23 protein-coding genes and 1 pseudogene are annotated in these 26,981 nt (G+C 70.1%); 15 read left to right on the forward strand and 9 right to left on the reverse strand.

The annotated features are described in order from the left end of the window. Nucleotides 1–90 precede the first annotated feature (90 nt). The gene (locus tag ACIBKY_RS19530; protein WP_397098047.1) at nucleotides 91–2,517 is read left to right on the forward strand and encodes a SpoIIE family protein phosphatase; all 2,427 of its coding nucleotides are present in this window, start codon (nucleotides 91–93) and stop codon (nucleotides 2,515–2,517) included. Here the strand turns inward: ACIBKY_RS19530 and ACIBKY_RS19535 are convergent. Together ACIBKY_RS19535 and ACIBKY_RS19540 are read right to left on the reverse strand one after the other, a co-directional pair. After that, nucleotides 2,507–3,409, reverse strand: a complete 903-nt coding sequence (locus ACIBKY_RS19535) for an aldose epimerase family protein (RefSeq protein ID WP_397098048.1) — start codon at nucleotides 3,407–3,409, stop codon at nucleotides 2,507–2,509. The genes ACIBKY_RS19530 and ACIBKY_RS19535 overlap by 11 nt on opposite strands. Beyond that, nucleotides 3,406–4,347 (reverse strand): LacI family DNA-binding transcriptional regulator, encoded by a 942-nt coding sequence (locus ACIBKY_RS19540; RefSeq protein WP_397098049.1) that lies wholly within the window; start codon nucleotides 4,345–4,347, stop codon nucleotides 3,406–3,408. The genes ACIBKY_RS19535 and ACIBKY_RS19540 overlap by 4 nt, the downstream gene beginning before the upstream one ends. An 89-nt stretch (nucleotides 4,348–4,436) precedes the next feature. Here ACIBKY_RS19540 and ACIBKY_RS19545 point away from each other — a divergent pair, with 89 nt between their 5' ends. Next, entirely contained in the window at nucleotides 4,437–5,315 is an 879-nt protein-coding gene (locus tag ACIBKY_RS19545; RefSeq protein WP_397098050.1) for an NAD-dependent epimerase/dehydratase family protein, read from the forward strand. Then, the gene (locus ACIBKY_RS19550; protein WP_397098420.1) at nucleotides 5,315–6,361 is read left to right on the forward strand and encodes a mandelate racemase/muconate lactonizing enzyme family protein; all 1,047 of its coding nucleotides are present in this window, start codon (nucleotides 5,315–5,317) and stop codon (nucleotides 6,359–6,361) included. Before ACIBKY_RS19545 ends, ACIBKY_RS19550 begins: the two co-directional genes overlap by 1 nt. A gap of 2 nt (nucleotides 6,362–6,363) precedes the next feature. Here the strand turns inward: ACIBKY_RS19550 and ACIBKY_RS19555 are convergent, their stop codons facing one another. Next, on the reverse strand, nucleotides 6,364–7,167 hold the full coding sequence (locus ACIBKY_RS19555) for an NAD-dependent epimerase/dehydratase family protein (protein ID WP_397098051.1): 804 nt from the start codon (nucleotides 7,165–7,167) through the stop codon (nucleotides 6,364–6,366). 136 nt (nucleotides 7,168–7,303) lie between these two features. Between ACIBKY_RS19555 and ACIBKY_RS19560 the strand changes: the two genes are divergently transcribed. Genes ACIBKY_RS19560 through ACIBKY_RS19580 form a run of 5 tightly spaced genes read left to right on the forward strand, consistent with a single transcriptional unit; the run spans nucleotide 7,304 to nucleotide 12,105 of the window. Continuing rightward, a complete protein-coding gene (locus tag ACIBKY_RS19560; RefSeq protein WP_397098052.1) occupies nucleotides 7,304–8,614 on the forward strand; it encodes an ABC transporter substrate-binding protein in 1,311 nt (436 codons plus the stop codon). Next, nucleotides 8,611–9,537 carry a carbohydrate ABC transporter permease gene (locus ACIBKY_RS19565; RefSeq protein WP_397098053.1) on the forward strand — a complete coding sequence of 309 codons (927 nt, stop codon included), beginning with the start codon at nucleotides 8,611–8,613 and terminating at the stop codon, nucleotides 9,535–9,537. Before ACIBKY_RS19560 ends, ACIBKY_RS19565 begins: the two co-directional genes overlap by 4 nt. Next, a complete protein-coding gene (locus ACIBKY_RS19570; RefSeq protein ID WP_184966839.1) occupies nucleotides 9,534–10,391 on the forward strand; it encodes a carbohydrate ABC transporter permease in 858 nt (285 codons plus the stop codon). Before ACIBKY_RS19565 ends, ACIBKY_RS19570 begins: the two co-directional genes overlap by 4 nt. A 40-nt stretch (nucleotides 10,392–10,431) precedes the next feature. Further along, nucleotides 10,432–11,193, forward strand: coding sequence for an IclR family transcriptional regulator (locus ACIBKY_RS19575; protein WP_397098054.1), 762 nt, complete (start codon nucleotides 10,432–10,434; stop codon nucleotides 11,191–11,193). Between the two features lie 12 nt (nucleotides 11,194–11,205). Then, on the forward strand, nucleotides 11,206–12,105 hold the full coding sequence (locus ACIBKY_RS19580) for a 5-dehydro-4-deoxyglucarate dehydratase (protein WP_397098055.1): 900 nt from the start codon (nucleotides 11,206–11,208) through the stop codon (nucleotides 12,103–12,105). 242 nt (nucleotides 12,106–12,347) lie between these two features. Here ACIBKY_RS19580 and ACIBKY_RS19585 read toward each other — a convergent pair whose 3' ends face one another. Further along, nucleotides 12,348–13,169, reverse strand: a complete 822-nt coding sequence (locus ACIBKY_RS19585) for a carbohydrate-binding protein (protein WP_379618248.1) — start codon at nucleotides 13,167–13,169, stop codon at nucleotides 12,348–12,350. A gap of 152 nt (nucleotides 13,170–13,321) precedes the next feature. Between ACIBKY_RS19585 and ACIBKY_RS19590 the strand changes: the two genes are divergently transcribed. Further along, on the forward strand, nucleotides 13,322–14,704 hold the full coding sequence (locus tag ACIBKY_RS19590) for a pyridoxal phosphate-dependent decarboxylase family protein (RefSeq protein WP_397098056.1): 1,383 nt from the start codon (nucleotides 13,322–13,324) through the stop codon (nucleotides 14,702–14,704). A gap of 385 nt (nucleotides 14,705–15,089) precedes the next feature. Here ACIBKY_RS19590 and ACIBKY_RS19595 read toward each other — a convergent pair whose 3' ends face one another. Continuing rightward, on the reverse strand, nucleotides 15,090–16,622 hold the full coding sequence (locus ACIBKY_RS19595; protein ID WP_397098057.1) for an aldehyde dehydrogenase (NADP(+)): 1,533 nt from the start codon (nucleotides 16,620–16,622) through the stop codon (nucleotides 15,090–15,092). A gap of 535 nt (nucleotides 16,623–17,157) precedes the next feature. Between ACIBKY_RS19595 and ACIBKY_RS19600 the strand changes: the two genes are divergently transcribed. The 3 genes from ACIBKY_RS19600 to ACIBKY_RS19610 are packed head-to-tail and all read left to right on the forward strand — an operon-like array spanning nucleotide 17,158 to nucleotide 19,807. Beyond that, nucleotides 17,158–18,429 (forward strand): glucarate dehydratase family protein, encoded by a 1,272-nt coding sequence (locus ACIBKY_RS19600; protein ID WP_397098058.1) that lies wholly within the window; start codon nucleotides 17,158–17,160, stop codon nucleotides 18,427–18,429. Continuing rightward, on the forward strand, nucleotides 18,348–18,677 hold the full coding sequence (locus ACIBKY_RS19605; RefSeq protein WP_397098059.1) for a hypothetical protein: 330 nt from the start codon (nucleotides 18,348–18,350) through the stop codon (nucleotides 18,675–18,677). Before ACIBKY_RS19600 ends, ACIBKY_RS19605 begins: the two co-directional genes overlap by 82 nt. Further along, on the forward strand, nucleotides 18,674–19,807 hold the full coding sequence (locus ACIBKY_RS19610) for a hypothetical protein (RefSeq protein WP_397098060.1): 1,134 nt from the start codon (nucleotides 18,674–18,676) through the stop codon (nucleotides 19,805–19,807). Before ACIBKY_RS19605 ends, ACIBKY_RS19610 begins: the two co-directional genes overlap by 4 nt. A 426-nt stretch (nucleotides 19,808–20,233) precedes the next feature. On the opposite strand, the gene ACIBKY_RS19615 is transcribed toward ACIBKY_RS19610, so the two are convergent. The 3 genes from ACIBKY_RS19615 to ACIBKY_RS19625 form a co-directional block, all read right to left on the reverse strand. Next, complete coding sequence (locus tag ACIBKY_RS19615) at nucleotides 20,234–20,725, reverse strand: DUF402 domain-containing protein (protein WP_397098061.1); 492 nt, start codon at nucleotides 20,723–20,725, stop codon at nucleotides 20,234–20,236. A gap of 11 nt (nucleotides 20,726–20,736) precedes the next feature. Then, entirely contained in the window at nucleotides 20,737–21,378 is a 642-nt protein-coding gene (locus ACIBKY_RS19620) for a response regulator (protein ID WP_397098062.1), read from the reverse strand. A gap of 197 nt (nucleotides 21,379–21,575) precedes the next feature. Next, nucleotides 21,576–22,697 (reverse strand): sensor histidine kinase, encoded by a 1,122-nt coding sequence (locus ACIBKY_RS19625; protein ID WP_397098063.1) that lies wholly within the window; start codon nucleotides 22,695–22,697, stop codon nucleotides 21,576–21,578. Between the two features lie 134 nt (nucleotides 22,698–22,831). Here ACIBKY_RS19625 and ACIBKY_RS19630 point away from each other — a divergent pair. From ACIBKY_RS19630 to ACIBKY_RS19640, 3 genes and pseudogenes are all read left to right on the forward strand, one after another. Further along, nucleotides 22,832–23,473: pseudogene (locus tag ACIBKY_RS19630) on the forward strand (ABC transporter ATP-binding protein); the annotation flags it as partial. A gap of 74 nt (nucleotides 23,474–23,547) precedes the next feature. Beyond that, nucleotides 23,548–24,312 carry an ABC transporter permease gene (locus tag ACIBKY_RS19635; protein WP_397098064.1) on the forward strand — a complete coding sequence of 255 codons (765 nt, stop codon included), beginning with the start codon at nucleotides 23,548–23,550 and terminating at the stop codon, nucleotides 24,310–24,312. 84 nt (nucleotides 24,313–24,396) lie between these two features. Then, nucleotides 24,397–25,155, forward strand: coding sequence for an ABC transporter permease (locus ACIBKY_RS19640; RefSeq protein WP_397098065.1), 759 nt, complete (start codon nucleotides 24,397–24,399; stop codon nucleotides 25,153–25,155). A gap of 116 nt (nucleotides 25,156–25,271) precedes the next feature. Here ACIBKY_RS19640 and ACIBKY_RS19645 read toward each other — a convergent pair whose 3' ends face one another. Further along, entirely contained in the window at nucleotides 25,272–26,957 is a 1,686-nt protein-coding gene (locus ACIBKY_RS19645) for a ribonuclease J (protein ID WP_379618230.1), read from the reverse strand. Nucleotides 26,958–26,981: the final 24 nt, after the last annotated feature.

Raw genomic sequence — 26,981 nt, forward strand, 5'->3', positions numbered from 1 at the left:
CCTTCTTCACAACTGGAAGTATCAGCGGCCTCAGTCTGCCACTCTGAGTGTGACCGAACTGCCACATCGAGTGATGTTCTAGGAAGACGCGTGGACGCCGCCCGGGTTACGAGCACGGCCTTCGACGGGACGCCCCATGCCCCGGCCGCGGCGCGCCGCTTCGTACGGGACGTTCTCGCCGAATGGCACCTCAGTCACATCGAAGCGGACGCGGTGCTGCTGACCAGCGAACTCGTCACCAACGCCGTCGTCCACGCGGGCACGGCGATCGAGCTGACCTGCCGCCTCGACGAGGCCGCCACCCCGCCGCGCCTGGAGATCGAGGTGGACGACCACCACCCCTCGCGCACGGTCCTGTCCCCCGGGACCATGGCCACCTCCGGCCGTGGCCTGGCGCTGGCCGGGATGCTGGCCGACGCGTGGGGGGTCACCTACTCCCGCTCGGCCAAGCGCGTGTGGGTGCGCCTCGACCTCATGGAGGACGACGCTACGCCGGAGACGGGCGGGCCACCGGCCGCCGCCCCCGCGACCGCCGCGGCGCCCGTGGAGTCGCTGCACGTGGCGGTGATCGTGGCCGACGCCCACGGCCGGGTGCTGCTGTGGAACCCGGAGGCCGAGGCGCTGCTCGGCCGGCCGGCGAGCGAGGCGGTCGGGATGACGCTGGCCGAGCTGGTCGCCTGGCGCGGCCACGGCCGCTACGCGCTGACACTGGACGACACGCTCGGCCTGGGCCGCTGGCGCGGGCCGTCGTGGATGCGCCACGGCGACGGCCGCCTGGTTCCCGTGTACGTCTCCCATCTGCGTACCGGCGGGCGGGCGGGTGATCGCCGGGTGGTGTGGATGGTGGTGGCCGAGGACCACCGCTACGTCCTGGCGCCGCCGCCCACGCCGCTCAGGCGCGAGGCGGGAGAGCAGATCATGGAGGTGCTCGGGCGCACCCGTCCGCTGACGGAGCGCCTGCGGGCCACGGCCCAGGTGATCCAGGCCTCGTCCGGGGCGGACGCCGCGTACGTGCTGGTCAGGAGCGAGCACGACGACGGCTTCGCCGTGGCGGGCGGCGCGGGCGCGACCACGGGGCTGGTGAGCGTGCTGGGCGCGGGGGTGTTCTCGCGATCGGGCGCGAGCCCGAGCATGGTGGACGATCTGCTGAGCACGGACGTGGAGCTGGCGCGGCGGTTGCACGCCAGGTCGCTGGCGTGCGCGCCCCTGCGTACGGCCGGCGAGGTCCACGGCTATCTCGTGGTGACCTCGGCCGAGCCGGGCCGCTTCGACAGCGCGCTGGCCGCCGGGCTCCAGCACGTCGCCGACCAGGTCGCCCTGCACGTGGAGCGGGAACGGCTGGCCGAACGCGACCGCGCGCACCGGGGCCGGCTGTCGTTCCTGGCCGAGGCGGGCGAACTGCTGGCCGGTGTGCATGACGAGGAGCTGATCGCGGCGCTCGCGGCCCAGCTCGTGGTGCCCAAGCTCGCCCAGTGGGCGGCGGTGTATCTGACCGATCTGTCGGGCACGACCCGCCTGGCCCATGTCTGGCACTGCGAGGAGCGGCACAACGCCGAGCTGCGCCGCGTGCTGCCGGACAGGCCGCAGCCGGAGCTGGGCGAGACCGACTGGCCGCCCGGGGCGGCGACGGTGTTGTCGTTCCCGTTGCTGACCGGCGACAGGTCGCTCGGGGCGCTGGTGCTCGGCCGGGCCGAGCCGATGCTCTCCCACGAGCTGGCCGACCTGCTGTCCGACCTGTGCCGGCTGGTGGCGCTCAACCTGCACACCGCCATGCTCTACGCCCGCCAGGAGACCACCTCGCGGGTCCTGCAGCGCAGCCTCCTGCCGGTGACCACCTCCTCGATGCCCGGCCTGGAGTCGGCGGTGGTCTACGAGCCGGCCGAGGAGGGCGCGGACGTGGGCGGCGACTTCTACGACCTGTTCGCGGTCGGCGAGCGGTGGTGTTTCGCGCTGGGCGACGTCTGCGGCAGCGGGCCGGAGGCGGCCGCGGTGACCGGTCTGGCCCGCCACGCCGTACGCCTGCTGGCCAAGGAGCGCTATCCGATCGCGGCGATCCTCGACCGGCTCAACGCGACGTTGATCGACGAGGCGGAGGAGGGCCGGTTCCTGAGCCTGCTGTGCGGGGAGCTGACGCCGCTGCCGCAGGGCGGGGCGCGCTGCGCGATCGCCTCTGCCGGGCATCCGCCGCCGCTGGTGCTGCGGGCGAACGGCGTGGTGGAGACGGTCGCCGCGCCCCAGTTGCTGCTGGGCATCGAGGGCTCGGCCGAGTTCTTCGACGAGAGCTTCGAGCTGGCTCCCGGCGACGTCCTGCTGTGCGTGACCGACGGGGTGACCGAGCGGCGCGAGGGCAAGCGGCTGCTGGACGACGACGACGGGCTGGCGAGGCTGCTGGCCACGTGCGGGGGGCTGAGCGCGCACGCGGTCGCCGAGCGGATACGGCACGCCGTCGACACCTTCGCCGCCGAGCCGTCCCGCGACGACCTGGCGATGCTGGTGCTGAAGGCGGTCAGGCCGTGAAGCGGTAGGTGGTGCTCGACTCCATGCGCTCGCCCGGCCGTAGCACGGTCGAGGGGAAACTCGGCTGGTTGGGCGAGTCGGGGAAGTGCTGCGTCTCCAGGCAGAACCCGGAGAACGGCCCGTACGGCGTGGCCGCCGGGTCGAGCATGCCGCCGGCGTAGAACTGCACGCCCGGCTCGGTGGTGGCGACCTCCATGGCCAGCCCGGAGACGGGTTCGACGACCCGGATGCCGCCGTCGAGGACGAAGCAGTGGTCGTAGGCGGCGCCGTACCTCTGCCCGATGACCGTCGGGGTGGTGAAGTCGAACGGGGTGTCCCGCACGGACGCGAGCTCGCCCGTGGGGATCTTGCCGCCGTCGACGGGCAGGTAGCGGCCCGCTTCGATGCGCAGGAGGTGGCCGCGGACGTCGCCGCCGCCGGCGAGGTTGAAGTAGGTGTGGTTGGTGAGGTTGACGACGGTGGGGGCGTCGGCGACCGCGGTGTAGTCGAGGCGCAGCGCGTCGCCGTCGAGGGTGTAGGTGACGGTGGCGGTGAGCTCGCCGGGGTAGCCCTGGTCGCCGTCGGGGCTGGTGAGGGTGAGGGTCACGGACTTCGGGGAGGATCGCGCGACGGTCCAGTCGTGCTTGTCGAAGCCCTTCGTGCCGCCGTGCAGGCTGTTGGCGCCGTTGTTGACGGGCAGGGTGTGCTCGACGCCGTCGAGGACGAAGCGGCCGCCGGCGATGCGGTTGGCGTAGCGGCCGACGACGGCGCCGAAGTAGCGGCTGCGGGTGAGGTAGTCGGCGGGGTCGTCCAGGCCGAGCACGACGTTGACGCCGCCGATCTCGAGCGACTGCAGGACGGCGCCGTAGGGCAGCACGCGGGCGCGCAGCGCGCCGGACGCCAGCTCGATCATCTGGGGGCCTCTCCGGTGGATTCGCGGACGATGAGCGCGGTCGGCAGCGTGACGGGCCCGCTCTCCGCGCCCAGGAGCAGGTCGACGGCGGCGCGCCCGGCGGCCTCCGTGGGCATGGCCACGGTGGTGAGCTTGGGACGGTTGAGCCGGCCCGGCAGGATGTCGTCGACGCCGACCACGCTCACGTCAGCCGGCACGCGTACGCCGAGGTCGGCCAGGCCCTCGATGAGGCCGAGCGCGACCAGGTCGTTGTAGGCGAGCACGCCGGTGGCGCCGGAGCCGGCGACGGCGCGGGCGGCGGCGATGCCGCCCTGCTCGGTGGGCTGGTTGGGCCCGATGACCAGTACGTCCCCGGCGGCGAGGCGCATCTCCTCGCTGGTCCACGAGCCGGCCGGCCCCCTGACGTAGGCCAGGCGGCGGTGGCCGAGGCCGCGCAGGTGCTCCAGGGCGAGCGCGGCGCCCCGCGCGACGTCCATGAGGACCCAGGGCAGGCCCTCGACCTGGCGGTTGACGACGACGAACGGCACGTCCCGCGCCAGCCGGACGATCTGGTCGTTGGCCAGGCGCGGGCTGCACAGGATGACGCCGTCGACCTGCTTGGCGAGGGTGCGGAGCAGCTCTTCCTCGGCCCTGGGGTCCTCGTCGGTGTCGGCGACGAACACGTGGTAGTCGTGGCTCCTGGCGTGGCTCTGGGCGGCCTTGATCAGCGGCGGGAAGAACGGGTTGGCGATGTCGGCGACGATCAGGCCGAGGTTCATGGTGCGGCCGGTGGTGAGGGCGCGCGCGGCCCGGTTGGGCCGGTAGCCGAGCTGGTCGGCGGCGGCCAGGACGCGGTCGCGGGTGGCCGGGTTGACCAGGTGCGGGGCGGAGAAGCTGCGGGAGACCGTCGAGACGTGCACTCCGGTGGCGCGGGCCACGTCTCTGATCGTCACCGCCATGGCGTTCCCCCCTGCAAACGGTTGCCCACAAACCTTGACGGTTGCGATTGCGGCCGTCAAGGTCAATGCAACCGTTTGCTTTAGGAGAGATGATGACGCGTACGCTCGTGACCGGGAGCGCGGGCAGGCTCGGCCGTAGCGTGGTGAGCGCCCTGGCCGCGGCCGGGCACGAGGTGATCGGCATCGACCGGGCGCCGGGCACGCCCGCGCAGGCCGCGGCCACGCTGCCCGCCGACCTGACGGACCTGGGCGAGGCGTACGAGGTCATGACCCGCTTCCGGCCCGGCGCGGTGGTGCACCTGGCGGCGATCGCGGTGCCGTTCAGCAGGAGTGACGCGGTCACCTTCAAGGTCAACAGCCAGCTCGCGTTCAACGTCTGCCAGAGCGCCGTCCGCTCCGGCGTCGAGCGCGTCGCCGTCGCCAGCAGCCCCACGGTCATCGGGTACGGCACGCCCGGCTGGACCCCGTCGTACCTGCCGATCGACGAGGTGCACCCGCTGGCCCCGTGGAACGCCTACGGCGTGTCCAAGCAGGTGGCCGAGGAGGTCGTCAGGAGTTTCGCGCGCACCGCGCAGACCCGGCTGGCCGTCTTCCGCCCCTGCTACGTCGTGGCGCCCGAGGAGTGGGAGGGCGCGCCCACGCAGCAGGGACACACCATGGCCGAGCGCCTCGACCGGCCCGAGCTGGCCGGGGTCTCCCTGTTCAACTACATCGACGCGCGCGACGCGGCCGACTTCGTGATCACCCTGCTGGAGCGGCTGCCGGACATCCCCAACGGGGAGGTGTTCTTCGCCGGCGCCGCCGACGCGCTCACCCGCGAGCCCTTGTCGGAGGTGCTGCCCAAGGTGGTGCCGAGCACGGCCGGGCTGGCCGGCACGGTGGGCGAGACGGTCTTCTCCTGCGACAAGGCCGAGCGGATGCTCGGGTGGCGGGCCGCGCGCAGCTGGCGGACGGAGCTGCGCTCGTGATCGCCGACGTCGTGGTCTCGCCGCGCACCGTCCCGCTGCGCCGTCCGTGGGGCGCCGACGTGCCCTCCAATCACCTGCTCAAGGTCGAGGTACGGCTGGCCGACGGCCGCACCGGCACCGGTTTCTCGTGGACGCCGCAGATCGGGGCGCGAGCCGTACAGGCGCTGCTGGAGAACGAGGTGCGTGCCTTCGTCGTCGGCCGCGAGCCCGACCCCGGCGTGCTGTGGGACCTGCTGTGGCGGCACCTTCGCGAGGCCGGCGGCGGCGGGCTGACCACGATCGCGATGGCCGGGGTGGACCTCGCGCTGTGGGACCTGCGCTGCGCCGGAACGAGCCTGGCCGACGCGCTGGGCCGGCGGCGCGCGTCGGTGCCCGTCTACGGCAGCGGCGTCAACATCCACTACAGCCTGGACGAGCTCGTCGCGCAGGCCGGGCGGTGGAAGGCGGCCGGGTACCCGGGGGTCAAGGTCAAGGTGGGGCGGCCCTCGCTGGCCGAGGACGTGCGCCGGGTGGCGGCGGTGCGGGAGGTCGTCGGGCCGGACGTCCTGCTCATGGTCGACGCCAACCAGCGCTGGGACCTGCCGTCCGCGCGGCGGGCGATCGCTGCGCTGGCCGAGTTCGGGCTGTACTGGGTGGAGGAGCCGCTGCCGGCCGACGACATCGGGGCGCAGGCCCGGCTGCGGGAGTCGGTGCCGGTGCCGATCGCGGTGGGCGAGAGCGCGTACACCGTCTACGACTTCCGCGACCTGCTGGTGGCCGGGGCCTGCGACATCGTGCAGCCGAACGTGGTGCGGGTGGGCGGGCTGACGCCGCTGCTGCGGATCGCGGAGCTGGCCAGGACCTTCGACGTCCCGGCCTTTCCGCATCTGCTGCCGGAGGTGTCAGGGCAGGTGGCCATGGCGTTGCCGCTGCCGTGCATGGTGGAGGAGGTGGAGGACGCCTCGTTCGCGGCGCTGGGGGTGCTGGCGGAGCCGTACCCGGTGAAGATCGTGGACGGGGAGCTGAGCACGGCCGGGAACCCGGGGCTCGGCCTGATCTGGCGCTGAGCTCACCAGGCTTCGCCCAGGGGCTTGATGCTGAACATGCCGCCCGCGCGGTCGTGGAGCGGCTCGGTGAGGTCGGGCTCGCCCTGGGCGGCGAGGATCGGGCCGGCGTAGGTCTCGGAGTCGTCGTGGGAGACGTAGCCGATGGCCTGGGCCTCCTCCAGCGACCACCAGCGGCGGGCGTTGTCGGAGACGCCCCACACCACGTGGTAGCCGGGCGCGGTCAGCGCGGCCTCGACCAGGCGGGTCAGGTCGCCGGGCGAGATCCAGGTGGCCAGGCCGCGGGTGTCGCCGGAGGCGTCGTTGCAGGTGCCGAGCCTGATCACGGTGACGTTCATGCCGAAGCGGTCGTGGTAGAGGCTGCCCAGGGCCTCCATGACGACCTTGCTGACGCCGTAGAAGGTGTCGGGGCGGGGGAAGGCGTAGTCGGGCAGGTCCTCGCCGGTGACGGGGCGGGTGTGGAAACCGGCCGCGTGGTGGCTGCCGACCAGGACCACATGCTCCACGCCTTCCTTCCTGGCCGCCTCCAGCAGGGCGTGGGTGCCGTTGATGTTGGCCTGGACGATGTCGGCCCACGGATGTTCGCGGCTCTGGCCGCCCAGGTGCAGGACGGCGTCCACGCCCTTCATCGCCGCGGTCAGCGCGGGCTCGTCGTTGAGGTCGGCCTGCGCGAACTCCTCGCCGGGACCCAGCTCGCCGGGCGGCAGCGGGTGCAGGTCGGACAGGCGGACGGTCCTGGACGGGCGGGCGAGGCGGGGCCGGAGGAGGGTGCCGACCTTCCCGGCGGCCCCCGTGACGAGGATGCGCATGAGGACTGTTGTACACAAGTCTGATCGAAATTCACATCCTTGAATATTGACCGTGACACAGGTGCGTCGTTACGTTCACATGAACCAGCTCCACATTTGGAGAACACGTCCACATACGTGAACAGGAGGCGGTCTGATGTCTCGCAACCTGATCGGGGCCGGCGTTGCCATGGCTCTGGCCGTAACAGTGGTGGGTTGTGGATCGCCATCAGGCTCCGGCGGCGGCACGGACGCCCTCGAGATCTGGATCCGCCAGGTGCCCAACTCCCCGTCGCACAAGACCGCCCAGAAGTTCGTGGCGGAGTTCGAGAAGGCCAGCGGCGTCAAGACCAAGCTCGTCTCCCTGTTCGACGACTTCGAGACGAAGCTCCAGCAGCAGGCCCAGGCCAAGGACCTGCCGGACGTGGTCATCAACGACACCGCCCGGCTGGGCAACATGCAGCACCAGGGCTGGCTGCGCGAGGTCGACAAGGCCAAGCTGGCCGGCCAGGACAAGGTCACCGAACTGGCGTGGAAGGCGGCCGCGGCGGGCGACGGCAAGCACTACGCGGCGCCGTTCTCCGCGCAGTCGTTCGCACTGATCATCCGCAAGGACTGGCGCGAGAAGCTCAAGCTGGAACCGCCCAAGACCTGGGAAGACCTGGCCGCGATGGCCAAGGCGTTCACCGAGAAGGACCCCGACGGCGACGGCACGGCCAACACCTACGGCTTCGTCGCACCGGCCGGCACCAAGCGGGGCTACGCCTCGTGGTACGTCTCCTCGCTCGTCTACGCCAACGGCGGGGACTTCATCAAGGCCGGCGGCGGCAAGTTCAGCTCCAGCGTCAGCGACCCCAAGACGGTCGAGGCGGTCAAGTGGATGCAGGACCAGTTCTGCACCGCCAAGACCGTCAACCCCGGCGCCGTCAGCAACGACACCACCGTCACCCACACGGTGTTCGAGAAGGGCCAGGGCGGCATCTACCTGGTCGGGCCCTACGTCCTCGCCCGCTTCGTCAAGAGCGTGGGCGATGACAAGATCGAGGTCGTCCAGGTGCCCAAGGGTCCGTCCGGCGGGCCCGGCACGCTCGGCGAGGGCGAGAACGTCTACCTGATGGCCGGCTCCAAGATGGAGCCCGAGCAGCAGAAGTTCGCCGAGTACGCCATCTCCGCCGCCGGCCAGAAGATCGGCATGAACGGCGACAACGAGGGCCCGATCGTCCGCCTGCCCGTCAACCAGGAGGTGGACCTCGCCGCCGAGCGCAAGGACCCGCGCTGGAAGGTCTTCGCCGACGCCTACCCGAGCGCCGTCTACACGCCGCCGGTGCCCGACTGGACGCCGTTCCGCCAGAAGGCCGCCGACGCCATCAACGCCGCGTGGGCCGACTGCGGCAAGGACGTCAAGGCGACGCTGGACGAGCTCAACACCACGTTCACCACGGAACTGACGACCCAGAAAGCGTCATGACCACCACGTTGTCGCCCCCGCGCACGGGGACCGAGCCGCGCCGCCGCCACAAGCGGATCCGGCGGCGCGGCGCGCTGGTCCCGTGGCTGTTCCTCGCTCCGGCTCTGGTGCTGTTCCTGTACTTCAAGTTCATCCCGATCTTCGTGATGATGAAGGACAGCTTCTTCGAGGTCCGGCCCTTCCTCGGCAACCGCTGGGTCGGGCTGGAGAACTACGAGAACGCCCTCACCGACAGCGCGTTCACCTCGGCCATGTGGCACAGCGCGGTGCTGGCCCTCCTGACCACGGCCGGCTCGATCGTGCTCGGGCTGGTGCTGGCCCTGCTGGTCGAGGGTCCCGCCCGCTATCTGTGGTTCGTCAGGACCGCGGCGTTCCTGCCGGTCGTGACCACGATCGCGGCGGTCGCCGAGGTCTGGCGGATCATGTACCACCCGGGCCCCGACGGCCTGCTCAACACCGTGGCCGGCTGGGTGGGCATCGGACCGCTGTCGTTCCTGTCCAGCGAGGACAGCTCGCTCTGGTCGATCATGGTGATGATGATCTGGCGCGGCGCGCCGTACGACATGATGATCTTCGTCGCGGGGCTGGTCGGCGTGGACCGCACGCTCTATGAGGCGGCGGCCGTGGACGGCGCGACCGTGTGGCAGCGGTTCTGGCGGGTGACGCTGCCCGCGCTGCGGCCGGTCTTCTGGATCCTGTTCACGCTGGCGGCCATCCGCGGGCTGCGCGTGTTCGTCGAGGTGTACGTGCTGACGAACGGCGGGCCGAACGGCTCCTCCGAGGTGCTCATGACGCTGATCTACAAGGAAGGCCTGCAGAACAACCGCTTCGGGCTCGCCTCGGCCGCCTCCGTCGTGCTGTTCCTGGCGACGCTGCTGCTGACCGTGATCGTCCAGGTGCTGCGCAGGAGGCAGGCGCGATGAGGTTCGACAGCACGCTCGGGCTGGAGAGCAAGCGCGGCCCGCTCGCGGTCACGCTCAAGACCATCCTGTACGCCGCCATCGTCATCGTCTTCCTCGGGCCACTCGTCGGCCTGCTGATCAACGCCTTCGGCGCGGTGCCCGACCCGACCCGTTTCTCGCTGCCCGACAGCTTCTCCCTGGACAACTTCATCCAGGCGGGCAACCGCAAGGTCTTCCTCTATTTGCTGAACTCGTTCGTGGTCGTCGGGTTCGGGCTGCTGCTGCAGATGATCGTGAGCGTTTTCGCCGCGTACGCGCTGGCCCGCAAGAAGTTCCGCGGGATGACGGTCGTGCTGCTGCTCATGCTGGTCACGATGATGATCCCGGAAGAGGTCATCATCCTGCCGCTGTCGGCGGTGCTCGGCGAACTGCCGCTCATCGGGACCCGGCTCATCGGCACCTACGCCGGCATGATCCTGCCCATCGGCGCCTGGGGCTTCTCCATCCTGGTCATGACCGAGTTCATGAAGGAGGTCCCGGTCGAGCTGGAGGAGGCGGCCAGGATCGACGGCGCGGGCGAGATGCGAACGTTCTTCACGATCATCCTGCCGCTGTGCCGGCCCGCGATCGGCGTGATCGGGGTGTTCGGCTTCACCATGATCTGGGACCAGTACGTGCTGCCGCTGATCGTGGCCACGGACTCCGACCAATGGACCCTGCCCATCGCGCTGCGCTCGCTGCGTTCCGACGAGGAGGTCGGGATCGGCGTGCTGCTGGCCGCCTCGCTGCTGGCGCTGCTTCCGTCGATCATCGCGTTCCTGGCGTTCCAGCGGCAGTTCATGCGCGGTCTGACCAGCGGCGCCATCAAGGGTTAAGTGTCCATGTATATGAACGCCATCCAATATCCTGGACCCTATGGAGTCCTCGATGGTCAAGTCAGCCGAGCGAACGGTTCGCATCCTGGAGACGCTCGCCGCGTCCCCGGACCGCCTCTCCCTGTCGGAACTGCAGACACAGACCGGCTTCCCCCGCAGCAGCCTGCACGCGCTCATGCGCACCCTCGTCGAGCTGAAGTGGGTGGAGACGGACGGCGCCAAGTCGGCCTTCGGTATTGGCCCGCATGCCCTGCTCACGGGGACGGCGTACCTGGACAAGGACCAGGCTCTTCCCTTCGCGCTGGAGACTCTGGACGACCTGCGCGACGAGATCGGGCACACCGTGCACTTCGCCCGGCGCGACGGCGCGCACGTGCTCTACCTGGCGACGCGCGAGGGCCGCAGGACGCATCGGGTGATACCGCGCGTCGGCCGCCGGCTGCCCGCCCACGTGACCGCGCTCGGCCAGGCGCTGCTCGCCCAGCTGACCTACGACGAGGTCACGGACCTGCTGCCGGACGAACTGGTCGGCTACACGCCGTACACGCTGACCGACCACGGGAAGCTGGCCAAGGAACTGGAGCAGGTCCGCACGCGTGGGTGGGCGCTCGAAAGCGAGCAAGGGACCCCTGGTGTGAAGTGCGTCGCGGTCGCGGTCGACTACCGCATCCCCGCGACCGATGCCATCAGCTGCTCGATGCCCACCGACCTGGACGACGACAAGCTCGACAAGGTCATCGACGCCGTGATCCGGCACACACGCAAACTGATTGCCACCCTGCGCAGGGAGGGCATTCGCTAGAAAGGACCGTACATGCGTCTTGATGGTGTTCTCTTCTTCCCGGTGACCCCCTTCGGAGCCGACGGCGACGTGGCGGAGACAGTGCTCGCCGAGCACGTCGCGCGAGGGGTCGCGGCCGGGGCGGGAGGAGTGTTCACCGCGTGCGGCACCGGCGAGTTCAACGCGCTGGACCTGGCCGACTACACGCGGGTCGTCAAGACGAGCGTCGCGGCGACGGCGGGCAACGTGCCCGTCTTCTCCGGCGCGGGCGGCGTCTCCGGGCGCGCCTACGCGCGGGCCGCCGCCGAGAGCGGCGCCGACGGGCTGCTGCTCTTCCCGCCCTACCTCGTCTCCTCCCCCACGCAAGGTCTTGTCCGGTACGTCAAGGACGTGGCGGCCGAAACGGACCTGCCGCTGATCGTCTACCAGCGCGGCACCGCGCGGTTCACGCCCGAGGCGGTCGCCGAACTGGCCGAACTGCCCCATGTGATCGGGTTCAAGGACGGGCTCGGGGACCTTGATCTGCTTCAGCGGATCATCCTCACCGTCCGGCAGGCCAGCGATCGGGAGTTCACGTTCTTCAACGGGATGCCGACGGCGGAGCTGACCGTACCCGCTTATCGAGGGCTTGGGGTGACGCTCTACTCCAGTGCGGTGTTCGCGTTCGCGCCGGAGATCGCCCTCGCCTTCTACAAGGCGGTGACCGGCGGGGACGAGGAGCTGACCCGGGCCCTGCTCACGCGGTTCTACCTGCCGTTGGTACGGCTGCGCGATGTTCAGGCCGGGTATGCGGTTTCGCTGGTCAAGGCCGGTGTCCGGCTGCGTGGGCTGGATGTGGGGGGTGTCCGGCTGCCGCTGCTCGATCCTGCTCCTGAGCATGTGGTGGAGCTTGAGCGGATCATCGCGGCCGGGTTGGAGCTGGCGGGGGCCTGACCGGCGTTTGCCGCTTGGATTCGCGTTCTTGACCGGCATGTTTGCGAATTGACCGGTTTGTTGCTTTTTGGCCTTTGCCCCTTTCCGGCGTTGCCGGGAGGCGCGCTCGCGGGAGCCGTTGAGCGACCAGGCCCTGGGGGCTTTGGGCGGCGGCGCGCTCGCGGAATCTGGCTACCGCGAGCGCGCGGAGCCTGAGGGATGGGCGGCCGCCGCCGGGCTCGGCAGGCCCGGCGGCGGACAGCTCACACGCGCTGCCAGAGCGCCGGCACGTTGGGCGGCTCCCAGCCGGCTTGCGAGGTGTGGGCCTGCAGGCACCGGTAGCTGGAGCCCCCGTACGTCACCCCCGCGCCGGCCGTGTACCCGACGCCCGGAGCCCAGGTGCCGGTGGGCGGCGGGGTGCTCGGCGGCGGGGTCGTGGGGGGCGGGCTCGTGGGCGGGGTCCCCGGCACACGGAGCACGAAGTCGAACGTCGCCTCCCGGCGCCCGCCGACCGTCCGGACGGTCATCAGCAGAGCCGGGTTGAAGATGGTGTCGGTGTTGTTACGCGGCTCGCCGGGGAAGTACAGCTGGGTCGTGAGCACGGGCCGGTTCGGCGCCTGCGCCTTGACGTGGATGTGCCGGGTACGCCCCGGGTAGAGGCCGGGCACGATCGTGGTCAGCTTGAAGGCCCCGTTCGCGTCGGTGAACTGGTGGCCGCGGTAGTTGAACCCGACGTTGTCGTAGTTGCCGTTGGTGTCGCACTGCCAGAAGTCCAGCAGGACGTTGGCGAGAGGCTGGCAAGCCAGCCCGAAGACATATCCGCTGACGGTCAGCCCGGTGCCGGATCCGGGGATCGTGCTTCGCCGGGGCGAGTTGGGCTTGAAGTAGGGGCCTTCCGTCTGCGCCGGCGTCGGGTCGTCGCCGTCGTCGCAGAAGGGCGTGGGGGTGAGCGGCCCGCCCTCGGCCCAAACGGTGCGGGCCAATGCGGGCGCCCCCGCCGCGAGCAGCGGCACCGGTGTGGCGATGAGAGCTGCTTTCAGAAGGGTTTTGCGGGAGATTGCGGGGGTGTTTCCCTCTTCTTCCATGGGGGGTCCTTCTCCTTGTCAGAGTTGGCCCCAAGTTCGCATCGTGGACATGACTGGAGAACCCTTCAGATCTCCATAACGTGGCCCTATGTCAATGTTCAAATCTGAACAACACTGGCGTATGGCAAGACCTGCCAGAAAGGAGTGCCCGCATGACCTACCCCCTTGAACCTACTCCAGCGGACGCGCGCGCGATGGGGATGGCCGCCCTGGAATTCGTCCAGAGTTATGTGAACGGCCTCGCCGACCGTCCGGCCAGCGACTTCGACGGCGCCGGCGAACTCGCCGCCGAACTGCGCGAACCCGCGCCCGAGGAAGGCCAGCCGTTCGCCAAGCTGCTCGACGTGGTGGCCAGGGGTGCCACCACCGGCGTCACCACGGCCGGACCCGGCTACCTGGCCTACATACCCGGCGGCGGCCTCTACGCCTCCGTGCTCGCCGACTTCGTGGCCGCCGCCGCCAACAAATACGTGACCGTCTGGAATCTCGCGCCCGGCTTCTCCCAGATCGAGGCGACGGTGCTGCGCTGGCTGTGCGACCTGTTCGGCTACCCGGACTCTGCGCGCGGCGTGCTGACCTCGGGGGGTTCGCTCGCCAACTTCTCCGCCATCGTCACCGCGCGCACCGCGCTCCTGCCGGAGAACTTCCTCGACGGCGTCATCTACGTCACCGGGCAGACCCACGCCTCCTGCGCCAAGTCGGCGATGCTCGCCGGGTTCCCGCGTGCGAACGTGCGGGCCGTACCCACCCTCGACACCCTCGCCATGGACCCGCAGGCGCTCGACGACCTGATCGACGAGGACCGCCGGGCGGGCCGCCGGCCGTTCCTGGTGATCGGCAACGCCGGCACCACCAACACCGGCGCGGTGGATCCCCTCGACGCGCTCGGCGCGATCGCGCGCCGCCACGGCCTGTGGTTCCACGTGGACGGCGCCTACGGCGGCCCCTTCCAGCTCACCGAACGCGGCCGGACGGCCTTCCGCGGCATCGAGACCGCCGACTCGATCACGCTCGACCCGCACAAGGCCATGTTCCTTCCCTACGGCACCGGCGCCCTGCTGGTCCGCGACGGCGCCCGCCTGCGCGCCGCCCACCACGTGGGCGCCGACTACCTCCAGGACCTCAGCGCGGAGGAGGACATCCCGAACTTCACCGAATACTCCCCCGAACTGACCCGCCGCTTCCGCGGCCTCGCGCTGTGGCTCCCGATCAAACTCCACGGCCTGGCCGCCTTCCGCGCGGCCCTCGACGAGAAGCTGGATCTGGCGAGGTACGCGTATGAGGAACTGGTCGCGGCGGGCTTCGAGGTGCCGTGGGAGCCGCGGCTGAGCACGGTCGCCTTTCGTGTGCCGGGCGACGACGACCAGGCTAGCCAGGAGCTGTTGCGGCGGGTGAACGCGGGTGGGCGGGTGTTCCTGTCGAGCACGCTGGTGGGCGGACGTTTCTTCCTGCGCCTGTCGATCGTCAGCTTCCGCACCCACCGGGACCGCATAGAAGAGGCCCTCCAAGCCATCGGCCACCCCCACCAGCCCTAGCCACCATCTTTACTGATGGTGGCTAGGTCCCCAGATCCCTGCACCCACGCGACCGGGCGCCACCTTCCACCGACCCGATCCCCACCTGCTGCGGGCCGTCCGACCAAACGCGCAGAGCCCGCCCTCATCCCCCCATCCCGCAAGCCGGCGACATGCCCCCACCTCCAACCACCTCTGACAGACCCCCCACCAGCGACCGCTCCTTGACCGACCCCCACCCCCAGCCACCCTCTGACAGACCCCCCACCAGCGGCCACTCCTTGACCGACCCCCACCCCCAGCCACCCTCTGACAGACCCCCCACCAGCGGCCACTCCTTGACCGACCCCATCAGCGACCACACCCCGACAGACCCCCCTCCGACCACCCCGGAGAGACCCCCCGGTCAGGCGTGGAGCCGCCCGTCCACCCGCTGCGGGACACCCAGCGGGTTGCCATCCTGCAGTTCGGGCGGCAGCAACTCAGCCGGCCAGTCCTGATAGGCAGTCGGCGCCAGCCACCGATCGATGGCCATAGCACCAACCGAGGTGTGGGCCGCGCTGGTGGAGGCAGGCCAAGGCCCACCGTGATGCATGGCCCAGCAGACGGCGACCCCGGTCGGCCAGCCGTTCCAGATCAGCCGCCCGGCCTTGCGCCCGAGCACCTCAACGACGGGAGCCGCCTCCTCGGGGACGGTGCCGTGCACGGTGGCCGTCAACGACCCTTCCAACTGCTCGAGTACGGCCGGCAGCTCCGACACTTCCCGATACGTCACCACAATCGACGCAGGCCCGAAGCACTCCTCGGCAACCCGAGGCAACTTGTCGGCGAACTCCCGGATATCGGTGACAAAGACCGTGGGCGTAACCCCCCAGGCCCCCTCGCCCGCCTTCCCCTCGGCCAGCACCCGCAGCTCGGACAGCCGCTCCAGCCCGCCCAGATACCCGTCCCTGATCCGCTCGGCCAACATCGGCCCGCCCGTGGTCTCCCCGACCGCCGCCGCCAGCCGATCAAGCAGCCCGGCATCCTCCGGCACGAACAAGAGCCCCGGATTCGTACAGAACTGCCCCACCCCCAACGTCAGCGACCCCGCGAACCCGCCGGCCACCTCCTCCGCCCGAGCCGAAGGCAGCACCACCACCGGGTTGACACTGCCCAGCTCCCCGAAGAACGGAACAGGCGTCTCCCGCTGGTCGATCAGCGCCTGAATGGCCTTGCCCCCCGCCACCGACCCGGTGAACCCGACCGCCACCACATCCGGATGCCGTACGAGCTCCGCGCCAGCCTGCATCCCATGCACCAGCCCAAGCAGATCCGGCGAAGGCAGTGCCGACCGCACCACCTCGGCCACCAGCTCCGAGGTCTGCGGATGCCCAGGATGTGCCTTGACCACCACTGAACATCCAGCCGCCAGCGCCGAGGCGGTATCCCCTCCCGCCACCGAGAACGCGAACGGGAAGTTACTGGCCGCGAACACCGCCACCACACCGGGCAGCGGCCGCTTCATCCTCCGCACATCCGGCCGGGGCGGCGTCAACGACGGATCGGCATGGTCGATAATCGCCTCGACATGACCACCATCCCTGATCACCTGCGCGAACAGCCGAAACTGCCCGGCACTCCGGGCAATCTCCCCCCGCAACCGCACCTCACCCAGCGCAGTCTCCCGCTCGGCCACCACCCAGAGATCGTCCGCCCGCGCAATCAACGCATCAGCCACGGCCTCAAGCACCGAAGCCCGCTCCTGCACCGAAGAATCCCGCCACCCCCCGCCTCTTACCGCCCCCGCACCAGCAACCCCCGCAACCGCCCCGACACCAACTCCGCTTCCCGCACTGGCACCGGCAACCGCCCCGCTTACCCCACCGGCTCCCGGCCCACCGAGCCCGCCCCCGCTCGCCCCGCCGACCCCGGCGGCCCCACTTGCCCTGCCCGTCACCCCGCCTACTCCGCCAGCTCCGCCCTCGGCGTCTCCTCCGCTGGGGATTACAGGAGCTCCAGTGCCTCCAGCGACCTCAGCGGCGACATCGCCGACGCCGGAGGCAACCCCACCAGCCCCACCGACCCTGGCCGCCCCACCTGCCCCACCAACCCCGGCCCCGCTGATCCCGGCGGCCCCACTCGGCCCACCGACCCCCGCCCCGCCGAGCCCGGCGACTCCCCTCGGCCCACCGGCCCCCGCCCCGCCGACCGCGGCCGCCCCACTTGCCCTGCCCGTCGCCCCGCCTACCTCGCCAGCTCCGCTCGTTCCGGCGGCTGCGGCTGCGGCTGCCGCGACGATCGTGTTGACGCCTGCGCTGTCGGTCTCGGGCAGCGCTGCGCCCACGGTCTCGCCGGTCCTCGGGTCATGTCCGTAGATCATTGCTTGGCCTCCCAGTGCAATATCACACTTCACAACCTATCGCTTGACACCCCTACAGGGCGATTCTTACAGTTGCGACACCTGTCCACAAACCTGTCTTTCGTTCACATATATGGACGGCGGTTATATGATCATCCAGGAGATCCGTGTCACGCCTGTCGCGTTCCGAGACCCGCCGCTGCTGAACGCCGCCGGCGTCCACGAGCCCTGGGCACTGCGCACGATCATCGAGGTGATCACCGACGACGGCCTGTCCGGCCTCGGCGAGACCTATGGCGACCTCGGCCACCTGACGAAGATGCGCGAATGCGCGCCCGCCCTCGTCGGCGTGGACGTGCACCACACCAACGAGATCTACACCCGCATCAGCGCGATCGCCGGCGACGTCGTCAGCGACCTCCACGGCCTGACCGGAACGTCCACCAAAGAGAAGAGCATCGATCGCATCTTCTCCCCCTTCGAGGTGGCTTTGCTGGACATCCGGGGCAAGGCGGTCGGCGTCCCGGTCTGCGACCTGCTTGGTGGCCGGGTACGGGAGGCGGTGCCGTACAGCGCCTATCTCTTCTACAAGTGGGACAGCCACCCGGGCGGCACGCCCGACCGCTTCGGCGCCGCGCTCGATCCCGCGGGGCTGGTGGAGCAGGCCGCACTCTTCATCAAGGAGTACGGTTTCCGCTCCATCAAGCTCAAAGGCGGCGTTCTCCCACCCGATGAAGAGATCGCCGCGATCCGGGCGCTGCATGAGGCGTTCCCCGGCGTGCCGCTCCGGCTGGACCCCAACACCGCCTGGACCCCCGAGACGTCCATCCGCGTGGCCCACGAACTGAACGGCGCCCTCCAGTACCTCGAAGACCCCTGTCCCGAGATCTCTGGCATGGCTGACGTTTCGCGAAATATCGCGACGAAGCTTGCTACCAACATGTGCGTCGTCACCTCCGAACACCTCCCACCGGCCATCGCCTCCGACGCCATTCAGGTACTGCTGCTCGACCACCACTACTGGGGCGGCCTGACCCGCTCCGCCCAGGTCGCCGCCCTGTGCGGGACGTTCGGCCTGGAGCTGTCCATGCACTCCAACTCCCACCTCGGCATCAGCCTGGCCGCCATGACCCATCTCGCCGCCGCCACCCCCAACCTCACCTACGCCTGCGACACCCACACTCCCTGGCAGGACGGCCAGGACGTCGTCGCCCCCGGAGCCCTGCGCTTCGTCGACGGGGCGGTGCCGGTGCCCGACGGTCCCGGGCTGGGGGTCGAGCTGGACCGCGAGGCCCTGGCCACGATGCACGAGCAGTACCTGACATGCGGTCTCACCTCCCGGGACGACACCGGCTACATGCGACGCTTCGACCCCGAGTTCGTGGTGAAGCGAGGCCACTGGTGACCACCCGAGGGCCACTTGTGACCATCCCCACGCCCTTTGGGACCGCCCCAAGGCCCCGCGCAACCACCCCAAGGCCCCTCGTGACCACCCCAAGGCCCCTCGGGACCGCCCCAAGCCCCCTCGTGACCACCCCCACGCCACTCGTGACCACCCCAAGCCCCCTCGTGACCACCCCCACGCCACTCGTGACCACCCCAAGGCCGCTCGGAACCGCCTCAAGGCAGCCGACGGAGAGGAACCCCCGGTGAACATCGCCTACCTCTACCCCTGGGACGTCGTAGGCGACCCCACCGCCCCCGGCCGCATCGCCGACCTGGGCGTCGAGGCGGTCGCCCTGGCCGCCTCCTACCACTCCACCCGCGCCGCCACCCCCTACCACCCGAACCACCGCGTTCTGGACGTAGCCCACTCAGCCTTCTACCTGCCCGTCCGCGAAGAGGCCTGGGGCTCTCTGGTCCCCGCCTCCCCCACCTGGACAACCCCCGACGCCTACCTCACGGCCCGGGACGCCCTGAAGGCGGCAGGCCTCAAGGTCCTGGCCTGGACCGTCCTCACTCACAACTCCTTCCTGGGCAGCAGGCACCCAGGCATCGCCACCCGCAACGCCTTCGGCGACCTGTACCCCCACGCGCTCTGCCCCGCCCACCCCGAAGTCGTCGACTACTGCGAACGCCTGGTCCGCGAAATCCTCACTGTCGGCGAACCCGACGGCCTCATCCTCGAATCCTGCGGCCCCATGGGCTTCGGCCACCAGAACATGCACGAGAAGACCGCCGGCGCCGACTGGAACGGGCCCCTCGGCGACCTTCTCTCCCTCTGCTTCTGCACAGCCTGCGCCCCCCGCTACCCCGAAGGCGCCCAAGAGCACATCAAACAAGTCGTCGACACCCAGCCCGACCCCGTCACGACAGAACAAGCCCTGGCCGACCACGCTCACGCCATCCAAGAAGTACGGCTCAGCCTCTCCACCCACCTACGCCAACGCCTGATCACCGTCGCCCGAGCGCTCTCCCCCGAAACCCCGATCACCCTCCACGCCAACCCCGACCCGTGGGCCGCAGGCGCCTTCGCGGCCCTCCCCCACGGCGAACCCGGCGCGGACGTCCTGGTCGGCAACTGCTGGGGCGACCCCGCCTCCGACGCGGCCCGCCTCACCACCCTGGCCAACATGGCCAACACCCCGGCCGAGAACACCCCGGATCCCCAGCGGATCGGCGCCTACGTCCTCGTCCTCCCGCCCCGCCCGGCCGACGCCACGGTGCTGGCCGACCAGATGGCCACGTACATCAAGGCAGGCGCCACCGAGTTCCACCTCTACCACGCGGGTCTCGCCTCCCCCGCCCGCCTGTCCGCCCTCCGTCAGGCCCTCAACCGCTGAACCACACCACTAAGCCCATGGCCACTTCGCCCCTGCCCGCCCAGATACCCCACAGGCCAAGCAACCCCGGCCAACCCGCGCAGGTCAACCGGCCCACCCGCGACAACCGGAGACCCACCGCCTGCCCCAGACAACCCGCGAAACCCGATCGCCCGCTCCAGCCGACCGGCACAAGCCAACCGGCACACCCGTGACAACCGGAGCTGACCCACCGCCTGCCCCGGACAGCCTGCGAAGCCCCAAAAGCCCGGTCCGGCCGACCTGCGCAAGCCAACAGCCGGAGCCCCTGTGCTGACCAACCTCGGTCGTCCGGTACCAGCCCGAGACCACCGACCGTGGCCGGTAGAACGGACCTGTCAGCCTGCCCGCCGCCCCCGTAAGCACAGGACCGGCGCTCCAGCCCCAAACCCATGCAGGTGGCCAGCCTCAGCCCGTGACCTGGCTCATCCATCGCTCGTGCGCTCCACCGAACGGCCCTACGCCTTCGGTGACCGCCTTGAACACCCACCGGGCCGACTCCTCAGCCGCCGCGATCACTTCAGCCGGATACCCAAACATCACCTGATGCTCGGCGAACTCATCCTCATCATCCAGATAGATAACCCCGGTCCGCTTCTTCACCACGTCGAGATCCAGATCCACCATGGTCACGATGCCGTCCCGCCATTCAGGCACCGTCGTGACATCCACGTAAATGGCGGTCCGGTGCGGTTCGGCGTTGAACAGCGCCACCCACCACTGATCCCGCGGAAACAACATCACGAACGGCTCTTCCCACACCACCGGCGGCTCGTGTCCCTTTGCCCCGACGGTGCCGGCCCCGGCGCCCACCCAAACGCCGTGGGCGTCCTCTCCGAGCCGTCGAGCCGCATGGTGCCAGTGGAGCGAACCGTCAAATTTCCGGAATTCCACCCTCATGTCACGTGACGCTATCGTGCCGCTCCGACGAGGCCGCTCTCGTATGCGGCGATGACGAGTTGTGCCCGGTCGCGAGCGTCCAGCTTGGTGAGCAGGCGACCGATGTGTGTCTTGATCGTGGCCAGGCTGAGGTGCAGGTACCCGGCGATCTCGTGGTTGGAGAGGCCTCGCGCGATCAGCGTCAGTACTTCCCGTTCCCGCTCGGTGAGCCCGTCGAGCCCCGGGAACGCGGGCGCGGCGGGTGTCCTGGCGAACTCCTCGATCAATCGCCGCGTGATGGCGGGCGCGAGCAGCGCCTCTCCCGCCGCCACCACGCGGATCGCCGACAGCAGAGCGGCCGGAGGTGTGTCCTTGAGCAGGAATCCACTGGCCCCGGCCCGCAAGGCCGCATACACATACGCATCAAGGTCGAACATCGTCACGATCAGCACCCTGGCCCCACTCCCGAGCCGCCGGGTGGCCTCGATGCCATCCATTTCCGGCATCCGCACATCCATGAGGACGACGTCCGGCTGCACCACCGCGGCCAGCGTCACCGCCTCGAGCCCCGTGGCGGCCTCGCCGACGACCTCCAGGTCGGGCTCGGAGTCCACGAGCAGCCGGAAGCTCCCTCTGAGCAAAGCCTGATCGTCGGCCACCAGCACCCGGATCACGGACTCTCCCTGCTCACCCACCCCGCTCACAGAACTCCCCACCCCGACAGCCCGTCCCCCTTCGGCAACCTCACGCACTGAGCGACTCGTCTCCTCGCTGGCCCCTCCAGCCAGCACTGCGGACGACTCACCCACGCCCGCGCCCGACCGGTGCTCCACGGGATTCCGTGCGGCCGACGGCGCCCTCACCACCCCGCTCATGGAACCTCCCCGTACGGCAGGGCCGCCCGCACGCGAAAGCCCTTCGCTCCCGGCCCGGCCTCGAAGGCTCCGCCGTACATCATGACCCGCTCTCTCATCCCGACCAGCCCGTGCCCAGCGCCCGTCGCCGGCAGCACACGCCAGCCGGGGCCGTCGTCCGTGACCTCGATGAGTACCTGCCGCCCGTCTGCGGCCACCGACACGCGGGAGCGGGCCGGGGCCGCGTGTTTGACCACGTTGGTGAGCGCTTCCTGGACGATCCTGTAGGCCGACAGACTCACTCCTTCCGGCACTTCACTGACATCACCGACATCGAGGTCGACCTCGACGCCGCCGAGCCTGGCCCGTTCGGCGAGTTCGGGCAGGCCGTCCAGATCGGGTGCCGGGCCCAGGTCGGGTTCCTCTGCGGAGCGCAGCACCCCCAGCAGGTGGCGCATCTCGACCATGGCGTTTCTACTGGCCGTCTCGATCACGCCCAGAGCCTCGCGCGCGTCCTCGGGGCGGGTGGAGAACACATGGCTGGCCACGCCCGCCTTCACCGCGATCAGCCCCACGCTGTGGGCGACGACATCGTGCAGTTCGCGGGCGATGCGCAGCCGTTCGTCTGTGACGGCCTGTTCCGCCTTGCGCGCCGCGTCTCGCGCGGCGAACGCACGGCGCTCACGGATGGCCAATCCAAAGGTGAACGCGACGCAGACGGCGGCGAGGCTCGACGTGGTCTCGCCCATGACCCAGGTGACGCCGCCCGGTACGCCGGCGACGAGCAGCGTGACCAGGGCCAGGACGCTGAAGATCGCGATGGAGTTGATCGGCAGTCTGCGCGGGGAGGCGGAGGCGACCAGATAGGCGGCGTAGGCGGGCGCGACGTACGCCTGGCTCGGGAAGCCTGTCATGATGGCGACCACGACCGCCGCGGTCACCACCGCGAACACCGCGACCGGCCACAACCGGCGCACCGCCAGCGGGACGGAGAGCGCGAGTGGCAGCGCGAGCCGGATCCAGCCGGGTGCGTCGGCGTCCGCGGTGCCGGCCAGGTAATACAGCACGCACACCCCCGCGAACGCGCAGTCGAGCGCGATGAGCTGGGCGCGGCTGAGCCGCCTGGCGAACAGGTCCACGCGAAGAAAGGTATCCGGAGGTCAGGCCGGGCGCGTCATCCCACGGTCTGACTCTGCGAGCCCCGAATGACACCGTGGTCTGACGGATCCCAGCCCGATGTGCGAACGGCCCGCCGTACCGCACCCTTGATCGCGTGATCGAACTCAGGCAACTGACCAAGCGATACGGAGACACGCTCGCCGTCGACGAGCTGAGCTTCCGCGTCGAGCCGGGGCACGTGACCGGCTTCCTCGGCCCGAACGGCGCGGGGAAGTCGACGAGCATGCGGCTGGTGCTCGGCCTCGACGCGCCCACCTCGGGTCAGGCGCTGGTGAACGGCGGCCGCTACGCCGACCTGCGCCGTCCGCTCCACGAGGTGGGCGCGCTGCTCGACGCCGGCGCCGTGCATCCGGGCCGGAGCGCCTACAACCACCTGATGTGCCTGGCACTCAGCAATGACATAGGTGCGCGCAGGGTCGCGCAGGTCCTGGAGCTGGTGGGCCTGAGCGGCGTGGCGCGCAGGAAGGCGGGCGGGTTCTCGCTCGGCATGAAGCAACGGCTCGGCATCGCGGCGGCGCTGCTGGGCGATCCGGGGGTGCTGATGTTCGACGAGCCGGTCAACGGCCTCGACCCCGACGGCGTGCGCTGGATCCGCGGCCTCATGCGCGGGCTGGCCGAGGAGGGCAGGACCGTTCTGTTGTCCAGCCACCTGATGAGCGAGATGGCGCTGACCGCCGACCGCATCGTCATCGTCGGCCGCGGGCGGCTGGTGGCGGACGCGACCGTGGCCGACCTCACCGCCGGATATCCCTCTCTGGAGGAGGCGTATATGGCGCTGACCGCCTCCAGCGTCGAGTACGGAGCCGCGCGATGAGGCCGGTGCTCGCGTCGGAGTGGCTGAAGCTGCGATCGGTCGGCTCCACCGGCTACGCGGTCGGCGTGGCCGCGCTCACGGTCGTGCTCGGAATCGTCTGGACGCTCTATGTCGCGAGCCTGGCCGACGCGCGCGGCTCGATCAGGGCCGCGGCTCCAGAAGTGGGATTCCTGCCGCTGGTGCAGGTCAGCCTGGCCGTCCTCGGCGTGCTGGCGATCACCTCGGAGCAGGCGAGCGGCATGCTCAGAACCAGTCTGGCCGCCGTGCCGCGGCGTGGACGCCTGCTGTTCGCCAAGGCCGCGGTGGTCGGCGGTGTGACGCTCGCGGCGGGCGCCGCCGTCCTGGTCGCCACCTATGCCATCAGCCGTCTCATCGCCGGCGAGCGCACCCTCGGCTTCAACGACATCGGCCTGCTCGACGGCCTGCCCACCGTGCTGGTTTCCGCCCTGTCGGTCGCGGTGCTGGCGCTGGTCGGCCTGGGGCTGGGCGCCGCCACCCGCTCGACGGCCGCGGGCATCGTCTCGGTTGTCTCGCTGCTGTTCGTGCTCCCCGGCGTCGCCGCCTACCTGCCCGCTCCATGGAACACGCGCGTCGCCTCGATCATGCTCCCCAACCTGGTGCCGCAGATCGCGGGTGACCGCCTGTCCCGCCGCCTCGGCGACGGAGTCCTGCCGCCGTGGGCGGCGCTGGTGGTCCTCATCGCGTACGGCGGCGCCGCGCTGCTGGCCGGATACCTCCTGTTGAGGAGGCGCGATGCGTGAACCGGCACAACCTCGCGGGCGGGCCGGACCCATGAACCAGGCATCCCTTCCGGCGCACGCGTGCCCAGGAGAAGGGAGACGTGGATGAGTGTGCTGGCCGCCGAATGGCTCAAGGTCCGATCGGTCCGCTCCAGCCATCTGATCGTCGGCGTCGGGCTGGGTTCCGTCCTGCTCGCCGCGGGGCTGGCCTGGATGGCGATCGGCATGTATGACGACGCGTCGCCGTCCATGCGGGGCAGCGCCCGCATCGCGGAACTGGAGGAGGTGGTGGTGATCGTTCCGCAGTTGTGCCTGGGCATCCTGGGCGTGCTGTCGTGGACGTCGGACCGCGTGCTCCAGACCAGCCTGACCATCGTGCCGCGTCGCTGGCCCGTCCTGGTCTCCAAGGCGGTGGTGGCCGGTGGGCTCGGGCTCGTGGTGGGCGCGGTCACGGTCTTCGGGACGTTCTTCCTGTCCCGCGGAATGCTCGCCGGGCGCTACCCGGTGAGCGGCTTCGCCGAGTCCTGGCCGATTCTGGTGCCGACCAGCATCTCCGTGGCGGTCTTCGCTCTGCTCGGGGTCGGGCTGGGCGTGATCATGAGGTCTGCGGCCGGTGCCGTGGCCGTCCTCGTCGGGCTTGTCTACGTTCTTCCGATGATCGGCGGCAATCTGCCCGAGCCGTGGAGCGAGCGGCTGGGGTCGGTGATGATCGGGGCGCTGCCCAGGGAGATCGCCGGAGCCTCACTGGCCTCGTCGGTCTACGGCGAGTTGCTTTCCCCGGTCGCCGCCGTGCTCGCACTGGCGGCCTATGCCCTGCTACCTCTGCTTGCTGGGGCCTGGTTGTTAAGGCGTCGTGACGCCTGACTGGCGCCGGAACACCCGCACAACCTGACCACCGTCAAACCTCGAAGCAGAAGGGCGTAGGCATGGCCCGAGGGACCGGGCAGGGGTACGGCGTCGCCGTACCCCTGGGGAGGGTGCTAGACCTCCACCACGACCGGGATGATCATCGGACGGCGGCGGTAGGTGTCGCTCACCCACCGACCCACCGTGCGGCGCACCACTCGGCGGATCTCCTGCATGTCGACGACCCCGTCGGCGGCCTTGGCCTCGAGGGCGCGTTCGATCTGCGGGATGAACTCGTCGAACTGCCTCGGGTCGATCCCGGAGCCCCTGGCGTATATCTCCGGGCCGGCGGTCAGTTTGCCGGTCTGGGAGTCGACGACGACGACCACCGAGATGAAGCCCTCGTCGCCGAGGATTCTGCGGTCCTTGAGCGAGGTGTCGGTGATCTCGCCGACGGACGAGCCGTCCACGTAGACGTAACCGGCGTGGACGGCACCAACGATCTTCGCCCGGCCGTCGATGAGGTCGACGACGACGCCGTCCTCGGCGATCACGATGTGATCGTCGGGAACGCCGGTGAGCGAGGCCAGCCTGGCGTGGGCACGCAGGTGGCGCCATTCACCGTGGACCGGCATGAAGTTGGAGGGCCTGGTCAGGTTGAGCACGTACAGCAGTTCGCCAGCGGCGGCGTGTCCCGAAACGTGCACCTTGGCGTTGCCCTTGTGCACGACGCGGGCGCCCCAACGGGTCAGGCCGTTGATGACCTTGTTGACCGCCGTCTCGTTGCCCGGCACCAGAGAGCTGGCCAGCAGCACCGTGTCGCCCTCCGCGATGCGGATGGGGTGGTCACGGTTGGCCATGCGCGACAGTGCCGCCATCGGCTCGCCCTGGGAGCCGGTGCAGATGAGGACGACATCCTCCGGCGGCCATTCCTCGATGTCGCGGGAGTCGACGATCAGCTCCGGCGGAACCTGCAGATATCCGAGGTCACGGGCGATGCCCATGTTGCGCACCATGGAACGGCCGACGAGCGCGACCTTGCGGCCGTACTTGGCGGCGGAGTCCATGACCTGCTGCACGCGGTGGACGTGGGAGGCGAAGCTCGCCACGATGACGCGCTTGTCCGAGGTACGGATGACCTCGTCCACGACCGGGCCGATCTCGCGTTCGCTGGTGACGAACCCGGGCACTTCGGCGTTGGTCGAGTCGGACATCAGCAGGTCGACGCCCTCGGAGCCGAGCCTGGCCATGGCGCCGAGGTCGGTCAGCCGGCCATCGCTGGGCAGCTGGTCCATCTTGAAGTCGCCGGTGTGCAGCACCAGCCCGGCGGGCGTGCGGATGGCGACCGCGAGCGCGTCCGGGATCGAGTGGTTGACGGCGAGAAACTCGCAGTCGAACGGCCCGAAGCGGTCGCGCTGCCCCTCCACGACCTCGATCTTGGCGGGCTGGATGCGATGTTCGGTGAGCTTGGCCTCGATGAAGGCGAGCGTCAGCTTGGACCCGACGAGCGGAATGTCGCGCCGCTCGCGCAGGAGATACGGCACGGCGCCGATGTGGTCTTCGTGGCCGTGCGTCAGGATGAGCGCCTCGACGTCGTCGAGCCGGTCCCTGATGTATTCGAAGTCGGGCAGGATCAGATCGACGCCCGGCTGGTCGGGCTCGGGGAACAGAACCCCGCAGTCGACGATCAGCAGCCGGCCGTCGTATTCGAAGACGGCCATGTTGCGGCCGATCTCACCGAGACCGCCCAGCGCGACGATGCGCAGGCCCCCGTCGGCCAGCGGCGGCGGGTCCGGGAGTTCCGGATGCGGATGGCTCATGGTCTACCCGCCTGGAGACGTAGT

It is taken from the genome of Nonomuraea sp. NPDC050394, assembly GCF_044459065.1.
In the GTDB taxonomy this organism is placed as follows: Bacteria; Actinomycetota; Actinomycetes; order Streptosporangiales; family Streptosporangiaceae; genus Nonomuraea.